At 44.7% G+C, this 20243-nt stretch carries 17 protein-coding genes and 1 riboswitch; all 17 genes read right to left on the bottom strand.

The window, feature by feature from the left end:
- Nucleotides 1-60: 60 nt before the first annotated feature.
- Complete coding sequence (rpsA, locus tag FFM75_RS03720) at nucleotides 61-1350, bottom strand: 30S ribosomal protein S1 (protein ID WP_137627854.1); 1290 nt, start codon at nucleotides 1348-1350, stop codon at nucleotides 61-63.
- Nucleotides 1351-1438: 88 nt separating this feature from the next.
- Nucleotides 1439-2122 carry a (d)CMP kinase gene (gene cmk, locus FFM75_RS03725; RefSeq protein WP_137627855.1) on the bottom strand — a complete coding sequence of 228 codons (684 nt, stop codon included), beginning with the start codon at nucleotides 2120-2122 and terminating at the stop codon, nucleotides 1439-1441.
- Between the two features lie 35 nt (nucleotides 2123-2157).
- Nucleotides 2158-2799 (bottom strand): LysM peptidoglycan-binding domain-containing protein, encoded by a 642-nt coding sequence (locus tag FFM75_RS03730; protein ID WP_137627856.1) that lies wholly within the window; start codon nucleotides 2797-2799, stop codon nucleotides 2158-2160.
- Nucleotides 2800-2860: 61 nt separating this feature from the next.
- Complete coding sequence (locus FFM75_RS03735; RefSeq protein ID WP_137627857.1) at nucleotides 2861-4300, bottom strand: RecQ family ATP-dependent DNA helicase; 1440 nt, start codon at nucleotides 4298-4300, stop codon at nucleotides 2861-2863.
- Entirely contained in the window at nucleotides 4287-5327 is a 1041-nt protein-coding gene (locus tag FFM75_RS03740; RefSeq protein ID WP_137627858.1) for a YpbB family protein, read from the bottom strand. Before FFM75_RS03740 ends, FFM75_RS03735 begins: the two co-directional genes overlap by 14 nt.
- A gap of 141 nt (nucleotides 5328-5468) precedes the next feature.
- Nucleotides 5469-6059, bottom strand: coding sequence for an ECF transporter S component (locus FFM75_RS03745; protein ID WP_137627859.1), 591 nt, complete (start codon nucleotides 6057-6059; stop codon nucleotides 5469-5471).
- A gap of 123 nt (nucleotides 6060-6182) precedes the next feature.
- Nucleotides 6183-6304, bottom strand: a riboswitch (FMN riboswitch).
- Nucleotides 6305-6360: 56 nt separating this feature from the next.
- Nucleotides 6361-7077, bottom strand: a complete 717-nt coding sequence (locus FFM75_RS03750; RefSeq protein ID WP_137627860.1) for a pseudouridine synthase — start codon at nucleotides 7075-7077, stop codon at nucleotides 6361-6363.
- Nucleotides 7078-7079: 2 nt separating this feature from the next.
- On the bottom strand, nucleotides 7080-7691 hold the full coding sequence (gene scpB, locus FFM75_RS03755) for an SMC-Scp complex subunit ScpB (RefSeq protein WP_137627861.1): 612 nt from the start codon (nucleotides 7689-7691) through the stop codon (nucleotides 7080-7082).
- Nucleotides 7678-8442, bottom strand: a complete 765-nt coding sequence (locus FFM75_RS03760) for a segregation and condensation protein A (protein ID WP_137627862.1) — start codon at nucleotides 8440-8442, stop codon at nucleotides 7678-7680. The genes scpB and FFM75_RS03760 overlap by 14 nt, the downstream gene beginning before the upstream one ends.
- Nucleotides 8411-8791: an N-acetyltransferase gene (locus FFM75_RS03765; protein ID WP_137627863.1), complete on the bottom strand. Its 381-nt coding sequence runs from the start codon at nucleotides 8789-8791 to the stop codon at nucleotides 8411-8413. Before FFM75_RS03765 ends, FFM75_RS03760 begins: the two co-directional genes overlap by 32 nt.
- A gap of 15 nt (nucleotides 8792-8806) precedes the next feature.
- Nucleotides 8807-9697, bottom strand: coding sequence for a site-specific tyrosine recombinase XerD (xerD, locus tag FFM75_RS03770; protein WP_137627970.1), 891 nt, complete (start codon nucleotides 9695-9697; stop codon nucleotides 8807-8809).
- Between the two features lie 7 nt (nucleotides 9698-9704).
- The gene (locus tag FFM75_RS03775; protein ID WP_137627864.1) at nucleotides 9705-10595 is read right to left on the bottom strand and encodes a CvfB family protein; all 891 of its coding nucleotides are present in this window, start codon (nucleotides 10593-10595) and stop codon (nucleotides 9705-9707) included.
- Nucleotides 10596-10617: 22 nt separating this feature from the next.
- Entirely contained in the window at nucleotides 10618-11076 is a 459-nt protein-coding gene (locus FFM75_RS03780; protein ID WP_137627865.1) for a DUF441 domain-containing protein, read from the bottom strand.
- A 148-nt stretch (nucleotides 11077-11224) separates the two neighbouring features.
- Nucleotides 11225-12985, bottom strand: a complete 1761-nt coding sequence (gene pyk, locus FFM75_RS03785) for a pyruvate kinase (protein WP_137627866.1) — start codon at nucleotides 12983-12985, stop codon at nucleotides 11225-11227.
- 85 nt (nucleotides 12986-13070) lie between these two features.
- Nucleotides 13071-14030 (bottom strand): 6-phosphofructokinase, encoded by a 960-nt coding sequence (pfkA, locus tag FFM75_RS03790; protein ID WP_137627867.1) that lies wholly within the window; start codon nucleotides 14028-14030, stop codon nucleotides 13071-13073.
- A 113-nt stretch (nucleotides 14031-14143) separates the two neighbouring features.
- A complete protein-coding gene (gene dnaE, locus FFM75_RS03795) occupies nucleotides 14144-17494 on the bottom strand; it encodes a DNA polymerase III subunit alpha (protein WP_137627868.1) in 3351 nt (1116 codons plus the stop codon).
- A 135-nt stretch (nucleotides 17495-17629) separates the two neighbouring features.
- A complete protein-coding gene (gene clpB, locus FFM75_RS03800) occupies nucleotides 17630-20233 on the bottom strand; it encodes an ATP-dependent chaperone ClpB (protein WP_137627869.1) in 2604 nt (867 codons plus the stop codon).
- Nucleotides 20234-20243 lie beyond the last annotated feature (10 nt).

Genomic DNA, 20243 nt, shown 5'->3' on the forward strand with positions numbered 1-20243 from the left:
CTTTACATAAAAAAATATCCTTCAAGGCAAGCTTGAAGGGTATTTTTTACTTAACGATGATTAGTTTTCGTCATCATTTTTTTCGGCATTTTTTAATTCGTTACCGATCAAATCACCTAAAGTGAACCCAGTTGATTCTTCTGGGGCATTAGCCGTTGAACGTTCGCTTGCGGAACGGTTTGAACGGTTGTTGTTACGACGATTGTTCCCACGGTTGTTGTTGCTGTGGTTTTCTTCTTCGCCTTCAGCTGATTGTGGCTTTTCTTCTAAGGCTTTGATTGATAAAGCTAAACGCTTTTCGTCTGGACGAACATCCAAAACCTTAACTTTGATTTCTTGACCAACTTTTAAGACATCATTAGGTGTCGCAATGTGTTGGTGTGAAATTTGTGAAATATGAACTAAACCTTCAACGCCAGGGAAGACTTCAACGAAGGCCCCAAAGCTCGTCAAACGTTTAACTTTCCCATCAAGTACAGCGCCTTGAGGGGCTTTTTCTTCGATACCATCCCATGGTTCTGGTAACGTTGCCTTGATTGACAATGAAACCCGTTCACGGTCAGCATCAACAGATAAGATCTTAACCTTAACTTCTTGGCCAACTTTCAAGACGTCAGCAGGCTTTTCAACCCGGTCGTATGAAATTTCAGAAACGTGAACCAACCCATCGATACCGCCAAGGTCAACAAAGGCCCCGAAGTTAGTCAAACGTGCAACTTTACCACTGACAACTTCGCCAGCTTGTAAGGTTTGTAATGCTTCTTCACGTTGTGCTTCACGTTGCTTTTCAACAACGGCACGGTGTGACAAGATCAACCGGTTTTCGCTAGGTTCGATTTCAATAATCTTAAGTTCAAGTTCTTGACCCTTGTAAGCATTCAAGTCTTCAACGTAATGATCATCAATCATAGAGGCCGGGATGAAACCACGAACGCCAGCATCAACGACTAAGCCGCCTTTAACAACTTGCGTAACGGGAGCTTTGATCGTATGCCCTGCTTCGTATTCTTTTTCAACGTCGTCCCAAACTTTGCGAGCTTCTAACCGACGATGTGACAGTAAGTAACTGCCGTTTTCTTTGTCGTTGCCAATCCGAGAAATGACAACCAAGTCTAATACGTCGCCAACTTTAGCGGCTTCATTGACATCTTCAACCCGTTGTGTTGAGAGTTCTTTAAAAGGAACGACCCCTTCAACACCGGTACCTTGGATCCCAACAATAACTTGTTTGTCGTCGTCGATAGCTAAGACTTCACCCTTAACTACATCACCGACGTTAACTTCTTCAACGCTGTTTAAAGCGTCTAAAAGTTCATTTTTCCCATTTTGACTGTTTTCGTTTTCACTCATGCAAATTTCCTCCTGTCAACAATAACTCTAACCTATATCATAGCTGAAAACGCAATGAAAAGCTAGCTAAAAGCATTAAGTAATGCAATTAGATTGTTGAACTTTGTTTTTTTATAATTTCGGCAATGGTATCTACTACTTGTTCGATCGACATTGGCGTCGTATCGACCAAGACCGCATCGGCTGCCTGAGTCAGCGGTGACACTTTACGAGTAGAATCTTTATGATCTCGTAATTCGATTTCAGCTTGAAGCTGCGCCAAGGGCGTGTCGATACCCTTTTTAATATTTTCAGCGTAGCGGCGTTTAGCCCGTTCCGCTGCTGAAGCGATTAAGAAAACCTTGACTTCAGCTTGTGGCAAGACCGTCGTGCCAATGTCACGACCATCCATGACCACCCCACCAGCAGTGGCAATTTGCCGTTGTTGGTCGGTTAAGATTTCACGTACTTTTGGCAATGCGGCAATCGTTGAGACGTTATTCGTCACATCCGGTTGCCGGATTGCCATCGTGATGTCTTGATCGTTAGCAAAAACTAACTGATCAGGTTCACCTGGCTTAAAGCTAATCGTTAATGTTTGCATTAGCTTGGCCACGGCGGCTTCATCGGTCAATTCAACGTGTTGTTGCATTGCCCAATACGTTACGGCTCGATACATGGCACCAGTGTCCACATAAATATAACCGAAGCGTTTGGCGACTAATTTTGCCACGGTGCTTTTACCAGCTGAAGCTGGTCCATCGATGGCAACTTGTAACCCTTGCTTAGCCATTTAACCATTACCCTCACAATCCAAAAATCGCGTTTTTAACGGACACGTAACCGTTGACCAGCCGAAATCGTCGAATCTGATGATAACCCATTTAATTCCAACAGTTTATCAACTGAGATCCCCGCGTTAGTTGCAACCCGGTAGACCCCTTGGCCAGCTTCAACCGTCACATACTTCGTCCCAGAAGCTGATGACGAACTACTGCTGCTACTGCTACTTGACGTACTCGCCGAGCTACTGGTTTCATCAGCACTAGTGCTGCTCGTTGTGGTTGAATTAGCCTTAGATGTCGAACTTGCGGCGGCTAAACTGCTACTTTTACTTTTAGCCTTCGCTTTTTTTGCGGCTGCCACCGACTGGCTTTTTTTGGCAGCGGCTTTTGAAGAGGCTTTGGCGACGGCTGAACTAGACGCTTTCTTCTTAGAACTAGAGCTAGCGACTTGTTCAGTCTGCGGGTTATTATTGAGCGAATTTTTCCGCACCAAGAAATAGCCAATTGGTGCTAAAGCGAGCAACAAAATTAAAACCACTAAAACCGTGGTTAACGTGGAATTACTACTATCTTGTTTACGTTTTTGAGTTCGCGATAAATTGCCCGAGTCATCCCGATCGTCTTCAAAAGTTTTGTCCCAGGGTTTATCATTTTGAGACTTTTCATTATCATTTTTTTGACTCATAGGGGGTTCCTCCTCAAAAAACTTTCATCAAATATTGTAACATAACGCCTAATCAATTTCTTTAAATTTTTTGTAAAAACAACTGGTCTAGCAAGGTTTCCCAGCTAGTAATTGGTGTCTGTTCAACTTTTGTTGCCGCTTGCAACCCTAACGTTTCAAGGGGTAAACTGCTCCCCGCACTTTGACAACATGTCGCCGTATGCGACGGCTTGGGTTCACCAAAGTGAGCTAACAATGTTGCCCGCCGACAAGTTGTCGTCTGCACATAAGCTAATAATTGCTGTAATTCACGTTGTTTTTGCTGTTGCCGCTCCGTAAACAACGCCTCAACTTGAGCCACCGAATACTGATGTTCCCAATAAAACTGTAAAACGGCGGCCAATTCATCTGGTGGGGTTTGCTGATGTTGAAACCGTTGATAGTCATTTTGGATTTGTGTCGTACTAGCAGCGGTCAACTCATTCAAATTGCGGACGAGTTGCTCATCTCCGGGCGCATACAACAACATGGCTAGTGATTGTTGACCATCACGACCCGCGCGACCAATTTCTTGCACATAGTCCGCTAACGTCGTCGGGAGATGATAATGAACGACCATGCGGATATCCGCTTTATTAATACCCATGCCAAAAGCGGACGTGGCGCAAATCACATCTAATTGGCCAGTCATAAACTGTTGTTGAATCTTGAAGCGATCTTCAGCCGATAAGCCAGCATGATATGCTGCGACCCGAAGTCCGGTCGTTTGTCGCAACCACTCAGCAATCAAATCAGTTTGTTTTTTCGAACTAAAATAAACAATTGCCGGCGTCGCCACGGTCGTTACTAGTTGCTGTAGCCGTTCACGCTTCGCGGCTTCATTGCTCACTTGTTCAACGGCCAAATAAATATTAGGGCGATTAACCGAGTACACGACTTGTTTGGCCGTTGGGACTTGTAGTTGGGTCACGATATCTTGCCGGACTTGCGCCGTCGCCGTGGCAGTCAACATCAAGGTCAACGGTTGGCCTAATTGTTGTTTTAACTGGCCTAACCCTAAATAGTCCGGCCGAAAGTCTGGCCCCCAAGTCGAGATACAATGAGCTTCATCAACGACAAATAAGGCGATCTTGACCGTCTGTAATGCGGTTAATACGGCGGTCTGCTTCAGCATCTCTGGTGACACAAATAAAAACTTCACTTGTGCAAGATGGTTGAGGGTCGCTTGCCGCGTGCCAAAATCCACTTGTGACGTTAAAGCGGCCACTGCCTTTTCACCTTGATAGTTTAACCGGGCGACTTGGTCTTGCATGAGTGAAATCAGCGGTGATACGACCACGACCAGTCCAGGCATCACCGTTCCCACGAACTGGTAAATCAAGGACTTCCCGGTCCCCGTCGGTAAAACAGCCAAAACATCTTGGTGCGTTAGTAACGCTGCAATAACCTCATACTGGCCCGGTCGGAATTCGTCAAAGCCATATTTTTGTTTTAATAACTGATAAATCTCACGCTGTTGCACGTTGACACCTCATTATTTGATATAACCGGAAGCAAAAAAAATCTAGTGTCGGCGCAACCGATTGGACTTGCTCAAACCGCCACGTTGCCACTGATGCTGACTCACCAAACACCGCAGTTAAGGGGGCGAGCAGCTCAGGCGTCAAAATCGTCTCAAAAGGAAATCCTGGCGTTAGAATCGCCGTTTCCAACAAATGCTCACGCACCGTGCTTAGCTTTAATCGGCGCTGAGTTGCAATCTGCGACAAATCTGCCGTTTGCTGAAACGCTTGGTAAGTCTGCCAAGCACTGGTACTAACGGGATTTGCCTTCACAAGTGGCTTAACCAAAGCCGCTAGTGGTCCGGTTGGCTGTTGACGTAACCACGCAACTAATTGGCAACTCAAATCCTTACGCATCACTAATATCTCGACTGGTGTCCGCTTAAATGCAGTTGCCAGTTGTTGATCCGTTTGCCCTGGAAAGTCATAGCCCGTCACACTATTCATAAAAATAGTCGCTTGTGTTGGTGCTAAGGTTGCTAAAAATGCATGTAGTTCGGTAACGACTTGCGTCACGATCATCGGCTTGCGCCACTGGCGAAACCAGCGTTTAACCGTTGCTTGGACACCAGGATCCGTCGTAACGGGATAATAACGCTTCGTTTGATGGCTATATTCTGACACAACTTGTAACGCCAATTGGCTCAACGCTGTAAAGCGGCGCACATCGGCTTGCCGGAATTGCTGCCAAGCAACTGGTTGATATAGTCGCTGCTGTAGCTCGGCTTGTTGCGCTTGACCGGCTGCCGTCAGTGCCAAGTAACCATCAGTTGGCGCCTGTAGCCAACCAGCCGCAATCAACGTTTGGGCCGCCGCTTCAAATTTCGCTAGCGGCACCCCATGCCAACTGTCGAGCCAAGCTAATTGCTGATAAGTTAAACCAGCAAATAACGTCGACACTGTTCGTCGGCCCCGACAGACATTATAGATGGCTTTGGCACGTCGTGGCTCGGTTGCAAACAGTAAGAGTAAATAATCGGCAAACACGCTGCCACGTCCCTTCAAAAAATAGTTAACATTAGCATAGCATGTTCAGCACCCCGACGCGAATGAAAGCCTAGGTCAGTCAAATCAATGGGAAACAAAAAGAGCTTGGCCTTTAAGCCAAACTCCGTAAATTGCGCTGATTTAGTGTGAGACGCGACTCAATAATTGATTTTGCTTACTTAACCACTTGGCTAACCGGTTATAAACTAACCAGAACACATTGCCGACCAGTAACCCTTTGATCAAGTTGAATGGTACAACGGCAACTAAGACTAAGTAATTTAATGAAAAGCCCAGCTTCATTCCCATGACTTGCATATAGAATGGCAACACAAATGTTAAATTGGCTAACGATTCAATGACCGCCAGACCGATCGTCGCAATCCCGATTGCAATTGGCATCCGCCATTTTTCATTACCATGGTAGTACCGTAAGACTAAGCCAAATGCCAAGATCAAGACTGCTGAGCCCATAAAGCTGGCTAGTGAACCAATCAAGTCTGGTAGTGCAAAGCCTCGCATCGCTAAGTATAAGACTAATTTCAAAATAGTGATGGTAAACGCACCACCCATACCGAATAAAAATAGCCCAATCAAAATCGGAATATCCGAGAAATCAATCTTCATCCATGAAGCAATAGGGATGATTGGAAATTCCAGTAACATTAACACATATGCACATGCGCCGAGTAAGGCAATGCCCACTAGTCGGCGTAACGTCGTTTGTTGCATAACGCACCCTCCTATGGGTCATCTTCATTATGAACCGCATTGCCATAAGCCATCAAAAAAACTCGTCCTGAAAACGCTTCCGTTTCATCAGGGCGAGTTATTTGCAAGTTCATGTCAAATAAGCTCGATCTTCTTTATACCAGACTTTAACTGTCGGCTTTGGAATTACACCAAATCACTATATGTTGCATAGGTCGCGGGCTTTAACCGCCGGTCGGGAATTACACCCTGCCCTGAAGATGAACCAATATAAAATTTTTTACAACTACATCTTAACCAATTTCCATCAACAATGCAAGCGCTATCTTTCGCCCTTTAGTTTACTAATTTCAATTGGCTTTAACTTACGATACTCCCCAGGCTGCAAACTTTGCAAGTCTAAGATACCGTATCGTTCCCGTTTTAACTTCGTAACGGGGTGACCGACGGCTGCCAGCATCTTCTTAACTTGATGATTATGTCCTTCATGAATCGTCAATTGAACCAAGGCATTGTTTTTCTTGTGGTCGCTATCCAACAAGTTGGACTTGGCTGGCGCGGTTGTGCGCCCATCAATTTCGACCCCCAACCGCAATTGCTTTAAATCAGCATTGGTTGGCACCCCTTCAACTTTAGCCAAATAAGTCTTTTTGACTTCATACTTTGGATGCGTTAACCGGTTCGCTAAGGCACCATCATTCGTCATAATTAAGAGTCCTGACGTATCATAATCTAAACGACCGACTGGATAGATCCGTTCTGGAACATCTTCAAAGAAGTCTAAAACTGTTTTACGACCCTTTTCATCATGCACGGTCGTCACCACACCACGTGGTTTGTAAAATAAATAATAGACCAATTTTTCGGCCATCACTGGTAAACCATCAACTTCAATTTGGTCACTTGGTTCAACTTTGACACCAAGCGTCGTGACCGTTTTACCGTTGACTTTGACGTGACCTGAAGTAATCAAAACTTCAGACTTACGCCGTGAAGCCACCCCTGCTTCGGCCATAACTTTTTGTAATCGTTCTGCCATTGTTATTCCTCACTATCTGATTTTGTGTCTGCACCCGTTAATTTATCTTGAAAGGCGGTTAAAAAGAGATCCGTTTCTGGTGCCGGATGTTCCGTATCGGTCAATGCATCTAAATCAATGGCCGGTAAGTCGTCTAATGCTTTTAAGCCAAAATAATCTAAAAACAATTCCGTCGTCCCATACAAAATCGGCCGGCCGGGCTCATTCAAGCGCCCCGTTTCGGTCACTAATTGCCGCAAAACTAATTTTTGAATCGTTGACCCACTTTGAACCCCACGAATCTCATCGATCTCAATTCGGGTCAATGGTTGCCGATACGCAATAATCGCCAAAACTTCTAACGAAGCCTGTGACAAATTCGTCGTTAACGGTGCTTCAAAGTATTTCTTCAAGACTGGCGCAACGGCCGCTTTAGTCGCCAACCGATACGTACTGGCCGTCGATAAGATCATCAACGCACTGTCACTATCCTGCTCATACTTCGCCGCCAAATCGGTCAACAACGTATTAATCGCTGGTTTGGCAAACCCTGTCGCATGTTCGATTTCAGCTACAGTAATGCCTTCGTCGCCCGCCACAAATAACAAGGCTTCAATTTGTTCAATGTTCGTCATCGTGCTCATCCTGTCGTAAATATAAGTGTAACGGCCCCATCGGATCAGTTTGCGTCAATTTTAACTGGGCTTGTTTCGTTAATTCTAACACGGCCATAAATGTCGTGACGAGCATCTCGTCACTGGCATCCGCTGTAAATAGCAACGCAAAATCAGTGCCTTGAGGGCGTTGTTGTAACTGAGTTGTAATTTGGTGCATCCGATCTTCAATACTGATGGGATCAGCAGTGACCGTCTTAATTAACGGCCGCGCCCGTCGACGTTTGGCCACTAATTGTCGAAAAGCTGCTTGTAAATCAGCCACGGTAATACCTGCAGTTAACGTCGGTACTGGTAGTTCAGTCGGCACTGATGCCGCCTCACGGGTAAAGTGTTGGTGACGCGCTTGTTCTTTAACCCGCAACTCACCAGCGGCCTCTTGATACACTTTATAGGCCAGCAATTCTGCCACCAACGAATCTCTTGGATCATCGCTGTCAGCCTCATCATCATCGGGTTCGGTTGCCGGCTGCGGCAATAAATAACGACTTTTAATCGTCATTAATGTCGCTGCCATAACCAAATAATCCCCAGCAATATCTAATTGTAACTGTTGCATCGAATGTAAGTAGTCCAAATACTGCTGCGTGATGGCAGCAATCGGGATATCATAAATATCCATCTTGTTTTGCCGAATCAAATGCAAAAGTAAATCGAGGGGACCCTCAAATTCTGAAATCTTAATTGTGATTGGTTGTTCGTTGTTTGTCACGGTTTCGCTCCCATTCACCAATAATTGGGGCCATTTCTAGCGTACCCATCACCCGCTTTGTTGGATATAACGTCGCTAATTCATCTAGCATCTGACCTTGATTAGCCGTTGTTCGATCTTCCGGTGATAACGAGTCGTGGCGGACTAACACGAAGTCCGAACCAATTTCAATCCCGATTACCCCACTAAAATCACCGTCGGCTTTACGCCACAGTAACAGTTGGTGATCATCGGTCGCTTGATACCATTGCATTTCAGTTTTCAAGTGACTTAAATCTTTAAAATCAGGAATAAACGATAATAAGCCCATCGCGACTTTTTCATAATCCTTGCGATATTTGACTAACATCTCAATCCTCCTCGACTACGCCCGGGGATGAAATTTTTGATAAACTTCCGCCAAGCGTTTCTTCGTAATATGCGTATAAATCTGGGTCGTTGATATATCAGCATGCCCTAGTAATTCTTGAACGACCCGTAAGTCAGCACCATTCTCTAAAATATGCGTCGCAAACGAATGGCGCAACGTATGTGGGGTAACGTTTTTTTCAATCCCCGCGGCTTTTACTTCGGCCTTCAAGTTCTTCCAAACCCCTTGGCGGGTTAACTGACCGCCATGATTATTTAAAAAAATGTAATCATTGCGCCGTTTAGGACTCGCCAGCTTGGGCCGGGCGGTTTTTAAATACTGTTCAACAAAGTCAATCGCCACATCCCCGATTGGAATGATACGTTCTTTATCGCCCTTCCCAATCGTTTGAATCAACCCCAAGTCCAGATGCAAATCATCTAACGTTAGATTAATCGTTTCACTGACTCGCAGACCCGTTGCATACATCACTTCTAATAACGCGCGATCACGTAGGCCTAATGGTGTCTCTAACTTCGGCACCGCCAATAAGCGTTCCACTTCATGTGCCGATAAAACTTGTGGCAAATGTTGGGCACGTTTAGGCGTGTCGATTTTCAGCATCGGATCACTGTCGATTTGATGCCGTTGCGCCAAATATTGAAAAAACTTCCGCAAACTTGATACCGTGTGGATAATCGTATTACGCGATTTACCGCCTTCATCTAAAACTTGTAAGTAGTTTAAGATGACGTAGCGATCAACTTGGGTAAACGTCGTCAATTTTTGCGTGCTTAAATAACCACAAAATTCAGTTAAATCTTGCCGATAACTTTTAATACTATTAGTGACCAACCCCCGCTCGACCCGCAAAAAGTGCAAGTAATCCGCGAGTTGATCCTGCATAGCTTGATTAATCGTTGGTTTCGTCATCAGTGTCAGCTTCAATCAATTTGATTTCACCAGGTTGTTGACTAATTAACCGGTTCTTTAACAAATTACCAACGGCCCGCTTGAACTGTGATTTACTAATCCCAAAGTAAGTCCGAATATCTTCAGGATCACTCTTATCCCAGAATGGCAACGTATGATTGGCTTGGTGTTGCAACGCTGCTAATAACATTTGCGCATCATCGCCAATTTCTTCATAACCACGGGGCTTTAAGGACAAGTTCAATTCACCATCACGTAAGTGACCGATAACCCGTGCTTTCACATGTTGACCCAAACGTGGTTCTTGATCACGTTCAGAAGGATGAACGAAGCCCAAATAGCCATCATCGGTAATCACGGAAGTACCCGCCATTTTCAACCGGAAGACCGTTGCCATCGTATCGGCATTTTTAAGCCCGGCCCGGTCATATGGTTTAGCCATTTCAGCGAAGACACTTTGATCAGCCAACGTGCCCCATAAGCGTTGCTTATTGTCACGAGTTAATTTAACCAGTAAACGGTCATCTTTTTTCGGCCACAAGCGACTAATTGTTGGTAATTCATCCAATGAAACAACTAAATCCTTGTTTGGTAAACCAACATCAACAAAGACGCCTAAATCATGCCGGGTCCGAACGACGGTCCCCCAAACATAATGTTCAAAAGAAATTTCAGGGACAAAACGTGTTAGCTGTAAGTGATGATCTTCATTTTCGTAGACAAACCCTTCATACAAACCACCAATATGTAATGGCTTTTCTGGTTCCATCTTGTCGACCCATAAAGTCTCGCCTTCAACTTGAACAAAATAGGCGTCATCGTTTTCATCTGTAACTTTGGCCGTGACGACCGTTCCAATAATACTTTCCATCTTTATCATTAGCTCCTTAATATCATTGCAAACTTAAATGCAAGACTTGAATAATGCAATAGGTGATACCAGCGGCAATAATGGGCCCAGCAGCGATGCCTTTTAGTAAGACAACGCCCATGATGGTCCCGAAGACCAGTGCCACCGTAATTTCTGGTGATGCTGATAGCAAGCCCACCCCATGAAATGACAATACTGATACCAACACCCCACAGGCAACGGCAATCCAACCAACCGGTGATTTAAACGCATGCCACAAATCACGAAAGCCGATTTGACCAGTCGCAATCGGAATTAGGATTGCCACCGTAATCACCGTGACGCCCCAGTTAATTCCTTTTTGACCAATCGTGGTCAACAACTTACTCGTGTTCGGAATCAATTTAATAATTAACACAACCACCGTGGCAATTTGTAAGGACTGATTTTTCCCTAACCAAGCGACCACTAAGATTGCACCTAAAAATAGCCAACTTTCCATACGACACCTCTCGTGATATTAATTGTAACTGAAAACGTGCTCGATAGCGAGGTTCCACCCGATTTTATTCAGGCTACACGCTTAATCCTATGTATATAAAAAGCCGTCGCAAACGCGACGACTTTTCATCATCAAATTAAATTTGATTTTATAAAGCGTTTGATGCACCGCGGTAAACAATCCCACGACGTGAGTCGACAGTGATTAATTGACCATCAGCAACAACGGAAGTTGCATCCTTAACACCAACGATAACTGGAATCCCCATTGAGATACCAACTACGGCTGCATGTGAAGTTAACCCACCGTTTTCAACAACCAAAGCGCTTGATTTTTCGATAGCTGGCAAGTAGTCTTTGTCAGTGGTCTTAGTAACTAAGACGCCACCTTCAACGGCCTTGTCGATAGCTTCTTGTGCAGAAGTTGCGATAACTGCTTTACCGATAACAGTTTCGTCACCGACACCTTGACCATCAGCTAACTTAGAACCAATTAATTGGATCTTCATGATGTTAGTTGTACCGCGTTCGCCAACTGGCACACCGGCAGTGATCAAGATTAAGTCGCCTTCCTTAGCAAAGCCAAGTTCAACGGCTTTAGAAGCAGCTAAATCAAACATGTCATCAGTGGTTTCAGGCTTGTCAGCGATGATTGGTTGAACACCCCAGTTAACCATCAAACCACGTTGAGTCCGTTCGTCAAAAGTGATTGCTAAGATATCAGCATTTGGACGGTACTTCGAAATCATCTTAGCAGTGTAGCCAGATTCAGTCGCAGCAACGATCGTCTTGATACCTAAGTTCTTAGCAGCCCGAGCAATCGCAATACCGATTGTTTCAGTCACACTAGTCTTGTCGAAACGGTTTAATTGTAAGTTACCGTTTTCAGCCAAAGTGTTTTCAGCCTTTTCGTCGATCTTAGCCATCATGGCAACAGATTCAACAGGGTAAAGACCATTAGCACTTTCACCAGAAAGCATCGTTGCGTCAGTACCGTCAAAGACAGCGTTGGCAACGTCAGAAGCTTCGGCACGAGTAGGACGTGGGTTTTCTTGCATTGAATCAAGCATTTGCGTAGCAGTAATGACAGGCATGCCTAATGCATTACATTTACGGATTAAGCTCTTTTGTACCAATGGTACATTTTCAGCAGGAATTTCAACACCCATGTCACCACGAGCAACCATCAAGCCATCACAAACCTTAAGAATTTCATCGATGTTGTCGATACCTTCTTGTGATTCGATCTTAGGGAAGATTTGAACGTGTTCCATGTGCTTTTCTTCAAGTAATTCACGGATGTCTAAAACATCTTGTGGTTTACGTACGAAGGAAGCAGCGATGTAGTTGATTTCATGATCCAAACCAAAGCGAATATCGCTTGAGTCTTTTTCAGTGATCCCAGGTAAGTTGATTGAAACGCCAGGAGCGTTAGTACCCTTACGTGAGCCCAAGACACCGGCATTTTGTACCGTCGTAACCAATTCGCGGTTAGCTTCGTCTTTTTCATCGATCTTCATGTCTAACAAACCATCATCGAAGAGGACGTGGCCACCAACATGGACGTCATCAAAAAGACCATCGTAAGTAACGGCAATTTTTTCTTTGGTCGTATCTAAAGATGCGTCCATTGAAATACGTACTTTGTCGCCGATCTTGTATTCTGACTTACCGTTCTTTTGAACAGTCGTCCGAATTTCAGCACCCTTAGTATCAAGCATGATACCAACGGTCTTACCCGTAATCTTTTCAGCTTCGTGGACCTTGTTTAAACGATCCAAATGTTCTTCATGGTCACCATGTGAGAAGTTAAAGCGGAAAATATTTGCGCCGGCTTCGATTAATTTAACAATAGTGTCAGTATCGGTGCTGGCAGGACCAAGTGTTGAAACAATCTTGGTTTTCTTCATAAGAAAAATCTCTCCCTTGAAAGTTTTTTATAAAAAGACATTGACGTCATTTTTATCAAAGTAATAGTAAATCGAATCAGTTAGCTTAGAATGAGATTTCTTCATTCAACTTGCTTAATGAAAGTTCCGCTTCATGCTTAGAATCGAAAAGATCCAACATGTTGTGGGTCACTAATTGATTGTTTTGAATCCCAACGGCTAAGCCACCCTTACCGCTAAGTAAGAGTTCAACGGCATAAGCGCCCATCTTGCTGGCCATAACACGGTCTTTAGCAGTTGGACGGCCGCCCCGTTGCATATGGCCAATTGTGTTGGCACGGGCATCAAAGTCACCATATTCAGATAACTTTTCAACGAATTCAGCAGCGCTCATCACACCTTCAGCCAAAACAACAATGTTGCAACGATGGCCGTTAGCACGATTACGCTTGATCTTGTTGGCAATAGTTTCCATATCCCAATCAAGTTCAGGAATCACGATGGCGTCAGCACCAGCTGAAACGCCAGCCCACATGGCAACGTCACCAGCGCCACGACCCATAACTTCCACAACGAAAGTCCGGTCATGACTAAGTGCCGTATCATGAATCCGATCAAGAGCTTCAACGTCAGTGTTAACTGCCGTATCAAAACCGATCGTGAAATCAGTAAATGGAATATCGTTATCAATTGTTCCGGGAAGACCAATGGTGTTATAGCCATGTTCAGTTAAACGTAAGGCCCCATGATAAGAACCGTCGCCACCAATAACAACTAAAGCATCGATACCGAAACGTTTTAATTGTTCGATACCCTTCAACTGACCTTCTTCATGAGCAAATTCAGGATAACGGGCGGAATACAATAAAGTCCCACCTTCGTTAATCACGTTATCTAAATCTGCAGCCACTAATTTATGAATGTCACCAGCAACTAACCCGGCAAAGCCGTAGTTGATACCGTATGCTTCTAACCCTTCGGCCATTGCTTTGCGAGCAACCGCACGAACGGCCGCATTCATACCAGGAGCGTCGCCGCCACTGGTCAAAATACCAATGCGTTTCATTTTTTCACCTCAGGCAATAAATTGAGTTCGTAACTCCATAAGTGATTCTAACACTTTTCATAAAAGTTGTCTGTGCTTTTTTGAAATTAAATGTGATTAAAAACGCTGTCACATCAGGGGTTTTCGCTTTTCATGACGACGTTATCCCGACCTAACAAGGTTGTAAGCGCTCCAATCATTTTTGCATTATTGGTTACCCAATACTGTGAATTTAGTTCAACAGTCTTGTGTGCCGCCGCTGAATAAATCAAAACCGGGTTTGGTCCCGGAAAATGCCGCAAAGTTGTCAAAATTTCTTTTTGAATTTGCGCATTAGTTTGTTCAGCAGTTAAACGCAAAAATAATTTTCCAGTTGGTGCCGGGAAACTGTCCGCGAGTTGCCACTGGTCGACAATCACTTGTAAATTCCGTTGCTGTTCCACTTTGCCACTAATTAGGACAATCGTTTCCGGTTGCAAAACAGCTTGTAATCGTTGATACGTTTGTGGAAAAATCGTTAAATCAATCTCACCAGATAAATCACTCCCCGTTGCAAAAGCCATCGGTTGACCACGTTTCGTTCGGATTACCCGAACTTTAGTAATATAGACCAATATTTTGGCACGTTGCTCAGCAGTGAGCGCACTCACTAATGAAACCGTTTGTTGCTGGGCAAGCCATTTGTAAGACTCCACTGGATGACCCGAAACATACGCGCCAAGATACTCGGCTTCCTTCGCTAATCGCTCACCTAGCGGCAATTCTGGTTGCTTTTTAATCTTTGGTGCCAGCGATGCGAACAAACTCATACTATTACCAGCCAGCTCGGCACTAGACATTAATTCCGGCACACCAGTTAATAGCTCCGCCCGGTTCAAACCAAAGTGGTCAAAGGCCCCAGCGTAGATTAGAGCAGTCATTAGTTCAGCTTTTAACCATTTCGGTTCCAGCCGCTGCATAAACTGTTGTAAATTCTTAAACGGTCCATTGGCTTGACGTTCATCTAAGACACTCTTAATAAAGTCTCGCCGCAACCCTTTAATCGAACTCAAGCCAAACGTAATGGCTTGGCCATCCCAGTCAAAGTACATCCCACTTTGATTAATATCTGGCGGCACGATTTTAACTTGATGTTGCTTAGCTTCGGCTAAATATTGTTTTAACTTGGTGCCATTACCTAAAATAGAATTCATTAACGACGTGAAAAAGGCCCCGGGGTAATGTACCTTTAAATACGCTAATTCGAATGCCATTTTACTATAGGCTACCGCATGCGAGCGATTAAAGCCATAATTTGCGAATTGTTCAATATATTGATAAACCTGCGTCGCAACTGCCGGGGCAAATTGTTTGGCAGTGGCACCAGTAATAAACTTTTGTCGCATCTCGTCAATGACCGCTTTTTTCTTCTTACTCATCGCACGACGTAACAAATCGGCTTCGCCTAAGCTAAAGCCCCCCATAACTGCGGCCACTTGCATGACTTGTTCTTGATAAACCAAAATACCATAAGTTGGTCCTAAAATTGGCTGTAACGCTTGATCAGGGTAAGTGACCGGTTCAGTGCCTTGCTTACGGGCAATAAAGTGATCGATATTTTCCATCGGTCCTGGCCGATACAACGCATTGACCGCCGCGACTAACTCGAAATTATCCGGATGTAACCGTCGCAAAACGTTCCGAATCCCAGCCGATTCAAATTGAAAGACCCCCGTTGTATCACCTGCTTGGAACAGTTTTAACGTCTCTGGATCGTTCAAATCAATCTGGTTAATGACTAAATCATGGCCGGTTTGTCGTTGAACATAATGTAGCGCACTGGCCATTAAGGACAAGTTACGTAAACCTAAGAAGTCCATCTTTAGTAAGCCGACCGCTTCGACCGTATCTTTCGTATATTGCGTCATCAACATGGTTTCGCTGCCCGCCTGCAATGGCACAATTTCGATCAATGGTACTTGACTCAAAACGACCCCGGCTGCATGGGTCGAATAATGTCGTGGTAGGCCTTCAATGCGCCGCGCCGTTTGGAATAGTAACTGATTCTTGCTTGAATCCGCCACTAAATTTTGTAACTTCTGTGAACCTTGATAAGCTTGGTCTAACGTAATGTGTAACTGATTAGGAATCGCCGCACTCCAGTCACTCATTTCAAACGTGGACAACCCAAAAACGCGGCCAACATCACGCAATGCCTGCTTGGCCGCTAGCGTCCCAAACGTGATGATCTGGGCCACGCGATCATGTCCATATTTATCATGAACATAGGTTAAAACTTGTTCACGTCGATTATCTGGAATATCCAAATCAATATCTGGCATGTTCGCCCGTTTATCATTTAAAAAGCGTTCAAACAGTAACCCATATTGTAACGGATCGACATCCGTAATCTGTAGGACATACGCCACCAGCGAGCCAGCCGCTGAACCCCGTCCAGGTCCCGTGGTAATTGCTGATTTGTGGGCATAGTTCATCACATCCCAAACGATCAAGAAATAATCATCGAATCCCATTTGATCAATAACCGTTAGTTCATGGTCTAATCGTTGCTGATACGGCGCTGGATCGGTTGTGTCAGCTAACGCCGCTAACCGTTGTTTAAGCCCTTGTTCACACAACTGCCGTAAATATTGATTAGCTGGTTGCTGATTTGGCGTTGGAAATGCGGGTAATTGTGGTTTTTGAAAGACCAGTTCCACTTGGCAAGCGGCCGCAATCGTTTCAGTTGCCGTCACTGCTTGTGTCAAATTCAATTCAGCATAAGCTGCCGCCAAGTCTTGCGGCGCTCGTAAATAATGCCCGCCTTGCACATCGCGTAAAGCTTCCGTTTTTTCGATTTGCTGTCCATTTTCAATGGCACGTAAAACCGATACCGCAAAGTAATCCGTTGGTGCCACATAATCAACTGGGTCTAGCGCCACCACTGGCACTGATAATTGGTCAGCAAAGGCGACTAATGTCGTCCGCAATGCTGGGGCTTGGTCGAGTGAGACACCCAAGTACAAGCTATCGGGGTCAGTTGCGGTTTGAACCTGCTTAACCCATTCAGTTGCGGCTTGTGGCTGATCTTGCATCAGCAATGCAATTAGTTCGCTATCCTTAGCCGGGGTCAATACAATTAAATGTCCCAGATGTGGCAGTACTTGTGCCAACTTCAAGGGATCATCTTTCGTCGCAGTCTGTTTTAACGTCGACAATTGCATCAACGCTTGGTAGCCAGTCCAGTCCTTTGCCAATACCACTAGGCTAAAATCACGATCGGCTAAGCGATCACTTGCTAATTTCAATGTAATGCCCAAAATTGGCGTCAAATCCGCTTGCCGACACGCATGATAAAAATCGACGATGCCATACATGACGTCGATATCAGTCAACGCTAGTGCTGGGTAGCCTTGTTGCTTAGCCTGTTGTACCAATTCAGTCACCGTACTCGTACTTTGTAATAAGCTAAAGGTGCTTAAAACTTGTAACGGAATATATGCCATTAGGAAACTCCTTTCAATTAGGTTTTGTTCTTATTATAGCAAACGGCTGTTCGAAACGATATTAATTCACCGGTAAGTGACCATAAAAAGCCCCGCTCTGAGTGCACGAGGCACTCAAAGCGGGGCAAATTTTGCTTATTTAGATTGTGCGGTTTGATTTTCAAAAACCAAATGATCATCTAACAAATTAATTTCAACTGTTGATTTTGGCGCCACGCGACCCGCGATAATTTCTTTGGCGAGTGGGGTTTCAACATGATTGGTAATAAAGCGCCGCAGCGGCCGCGCACCATATGCCGGTTCATACCCTTGTTGCGCGATCCAGTGTTTAGCAGCTGCCGAAATCTTCAACGTAATCTCACGGTCTTGCAAGCGAGCTGACAAACGATCAATCAACTTCACCACAATTTGTTCAATCGCACTCAATTGTAGTGGCGTGAACATAATAATATCGTCGATTCGGTTCAAAAATTCCGGTTTAAAGCGACTTTGGACCAATTGCATGACTTGTTGATGTGTCTCATCACTCAAATGACCTTGATCGTCCATGCCTGCTAGCAACAATTCTGAACCTAAGTTTGACGTCATGATCAAAATCGTATTCTTAAAATCGACCGTGCGACCTTGACCATCAGTTAAGCGACCATCATCTAACACTTGCAACAAGATGTTGAACACATCTGGATGCGCCTTTTCAATTTCATCAAATAAGACAATTGAATATGGATTTCGCCGCACCGCTTCCGTTAATTGGCCACCTTCTTCATAGCCAATGTAGCCTGGCGCCGCACCGACCAGTCGTGAAACGGATTCTTTTTCCATATACTCACTCATATCGATCCGAACCATGTGATCGTCAGCATCGAATAAATTCTCAGCTAAGGCCTTAGCTAATTCAGTCTTCCCAACCCCAGTTGGACCGAGAAACATGAATGATCCTAATGGTCGATTAGGGTCTTGTAACCCTGCTCGTGACCGTAAGACCGCATCGGCCACCGCATTGACCGCCGTATCTTGCCCCACAACCCGTTGATGCAAGTTGTCGGCCAAATGCAATAACTTTTCGCGTTCGCCAGCGACCAATTTATTCACTGGAATCCCGGTCATTCGTGACACCACATTGGCAACTTGATCGGCGGTTACGGATTCTTCAACCAACCAGTCATCATGATGATCGTTTGCTTCCATTTGCTTGAGTTCATCCGCCAGCTTGGGAATCGTGCCATGTTGTAACTTAGCAGCCGCTTCTAAATCATATTGACTTTCAGCCGTTTCTAAATCATGCTTAGCCTTATCCAAAGCCGCTTTTTTATCGCTTAACGCTTTAAGACTCTTCTTCTCGCTATTCCAGCGCTCAGCTAATGCCCGTTGCTTTTCTTTAGCACTGGCCAATTCTTGTTGCAAATCAGCCAACCGTTTAATCGACGCATCATCAGTTTCCTTCTTTAAGGCCGCTTCTTCGACTTCTAACCGCATCAATTGGCGATTAACTTGGTCAAGTTCAGTCGGATTTGAGTTCATTTCCACGCGAATCTCAGCGGAAGCTTCATCGATTAAATCTAACGCTTTATCCGGTAAGAAATGGTCCGTAATGTAGCGGTCGGATAATTTAGCGGCTGCCACTAACGCATTATCATGAATGCGCACGCCATGATGAATCTCAAAACGTTCTTTTAAGCCCCGTAAGATACTGATCGTATCATCAACGGAGGGTTCAGCGACTAAGACTCGTTGGAACCGCCGTTCGAGCGCTTTATCTTTTTCTAAATATTGTCGATATTCATCAAGCGTCGTGGCCCCAATCAAATGCAATTCACCACGAGCCAACATCGGCTTCAATAAATTACCAGCGTCCATACTGCCTTCGGTCTTACCGGCACCCACAATATTATGAATTTCATCGATAAACATAATAATTTGGCCGTCGCTCTTTTTAATTTCTTTTAAGACCGCTTTTAACCGTTCTTCAAATTCCCCACGATACTTGGCCCCAGCAATCAAAGCCCCCATATCTAGTGAGAAAATAGTTTTATTTTTTAAATTTTCTGGGACATCACCGCGGACGATCCGTTGGGCTAAACCTTCCACAATCGCCGTTTTACCAACACCGGGTTCCCCAATCAGAACCGGATTGTTTTTCGTTTTACGCGATAAAATTCGAATCACATCGAGAATTTCTTCATCCCGACCAATCACTGGATCTTGGTTGCCCTGACGCGCCGCTTTGACCAAATCAACCCCATATTTTTCCAAAGCTTGATATTGATCTTCTTGATTACGTGATGTCACCCGCTGACCGCCACGAATACGGTCGACCGCATTTTTCACTTGCCCAGCAGTCGTCCCATGTTGTTGCAAGTATTTCGTTAATTGATCACCATTTTGGTCCATCAATGCTAATGCCAAGGTGTCAGTGGCTAAAAAATCATCGCCTAATGACTTACGTTTGGCTTCAGCAGTCTGCATTAAACTGTTTAAGCTGCTACTAAAGCTTTGACCATATTGCACATTCGCACCACTCACCGTACTAATATCATCGAGTTCCCGATCAAGTTCGCTTTGTAATTGGTCTAAGTCAGTACCGGCTTCACTGAAGATCTGCCGCACTAACTCACCTGGTTGCGTTAAGAATTTAAATAAATGGGGAATCCCAATTTCTTGATGATGCCGTGTTTGGGCAATCTGTTGTGCCTCCGCTAAGGCTTGTTGCAAACTTTCTGTAAATTGTTCTGGATTCATCTCCGATACC

This window comes from Lactiplantibacillus daowaiensis (assembly GCF_005405085.1).
Lineage (GTDB): Bacteria > Bacillota > Bacilli > Lactobacillales > Lactobacillaceae > Lactiplantibacillus > Lactiplantibacillus daowaiensis.

Excerpts from the sequence above, each read along its gene's own strand:
- FFM75_RS03775 (WP_137627864.1), bottom strand. The coding sequence starts at position 10,595 with ATGGAAAGTATTATTGGAACGGTCGTCACGGCCAAAGTTACAGATGAA.
- clpB (WP_137627869.1), bottom strand. The coding sequence starts at position 20,233 with ATGAATCCAGAACAATTTACAGAAAGTTTGCAACAAGCCTTAGCGGAG.
- pyk (WP_137627866.1), bottom strand. The coding sequence starts at position 12,985 with ATGAAGAAAACCAAGATTGTTTCAACACTTGGTCCTGCCAGCACCGAT.
- pfkA (WP_137627867.1), bottom strand. The coding sequence starts at position 14,030 with ATGAAACGCATTGGTATTTTGACCAGTGGCGGCGACGCTCCTGGTATG.
- FFM75_RS03765 (WP_137627863.1), bottom strand. The coding sequence starts at position 8,791 with ATGTTAGTCAAATATCGCAAGGATTATGAAAAAGTCGCGATGGGCTTA.
- FFM75_RS03745 (WP_137627859.1), bottom strand. The coding sequence starts at position 6,059 with ATGCAACAAACGACGTTACGCCGACTAGTGGGCATTGCCTTACTCGGC.
- cmk (WP_137627855.1), bottom strand. The coding sequence starts at position 2,122 with ATGGCTAAGCAAGGGTTACAAGTTGCCATCGATGGACCAGCTTCAGCT.
- xerD (WP_137627970.1), bottom strand. The coding sequence starts at position 9,697 with ATGCAGGATCAACTCGCGGATTACTTGCACTTTTTGCGGGTCGAGCGG.
- rpsA (WP_137627854.1), bottom strand. The coding sequence starts at position 1,350 with ATGAGTGAAAACGAAAACAGTCAAAATGGGAAAAATGAACTTTTAGAC.
- FFM75_RS03730 (WP_137627856.1), bottom strand. The coding sequence starts at position 2,799 with ATGAGTCAAAAAAATGATAATGAAAAGTCTCAAAATGATAAACCCTGG.
- scpB (WP_137627861.1), bottom strand. The coding sequence starts at position 7,691 with ATGACGAACATTGAACAAATTGAAGCCTTGTTATTTGTGGCGGGCGAC.
- dnaE (WP_137627868.1), bottom strand. The coding sequence starts at position 17,494 with ATGGCATATATTCCGTTACAAGTTTTAAGCACCTTTAGCTTATTACAA.
- FFM75_RS03780 (WP_137627865.1), bottom strand. The coding sequence starts at position 11,076 with ATGGAAAGTTGGCTATTTTTAGGTGCAATCTTAGTGGTCGCTTGGTTA.
- FFM75_RS03750 (WP_137627860.1), bottom strand. The coding sequence starts at position 7,077 with ATGGCAGAACGATTACAAAAAGTTATGGCCGAAGCAGGGGTGGCTTCA.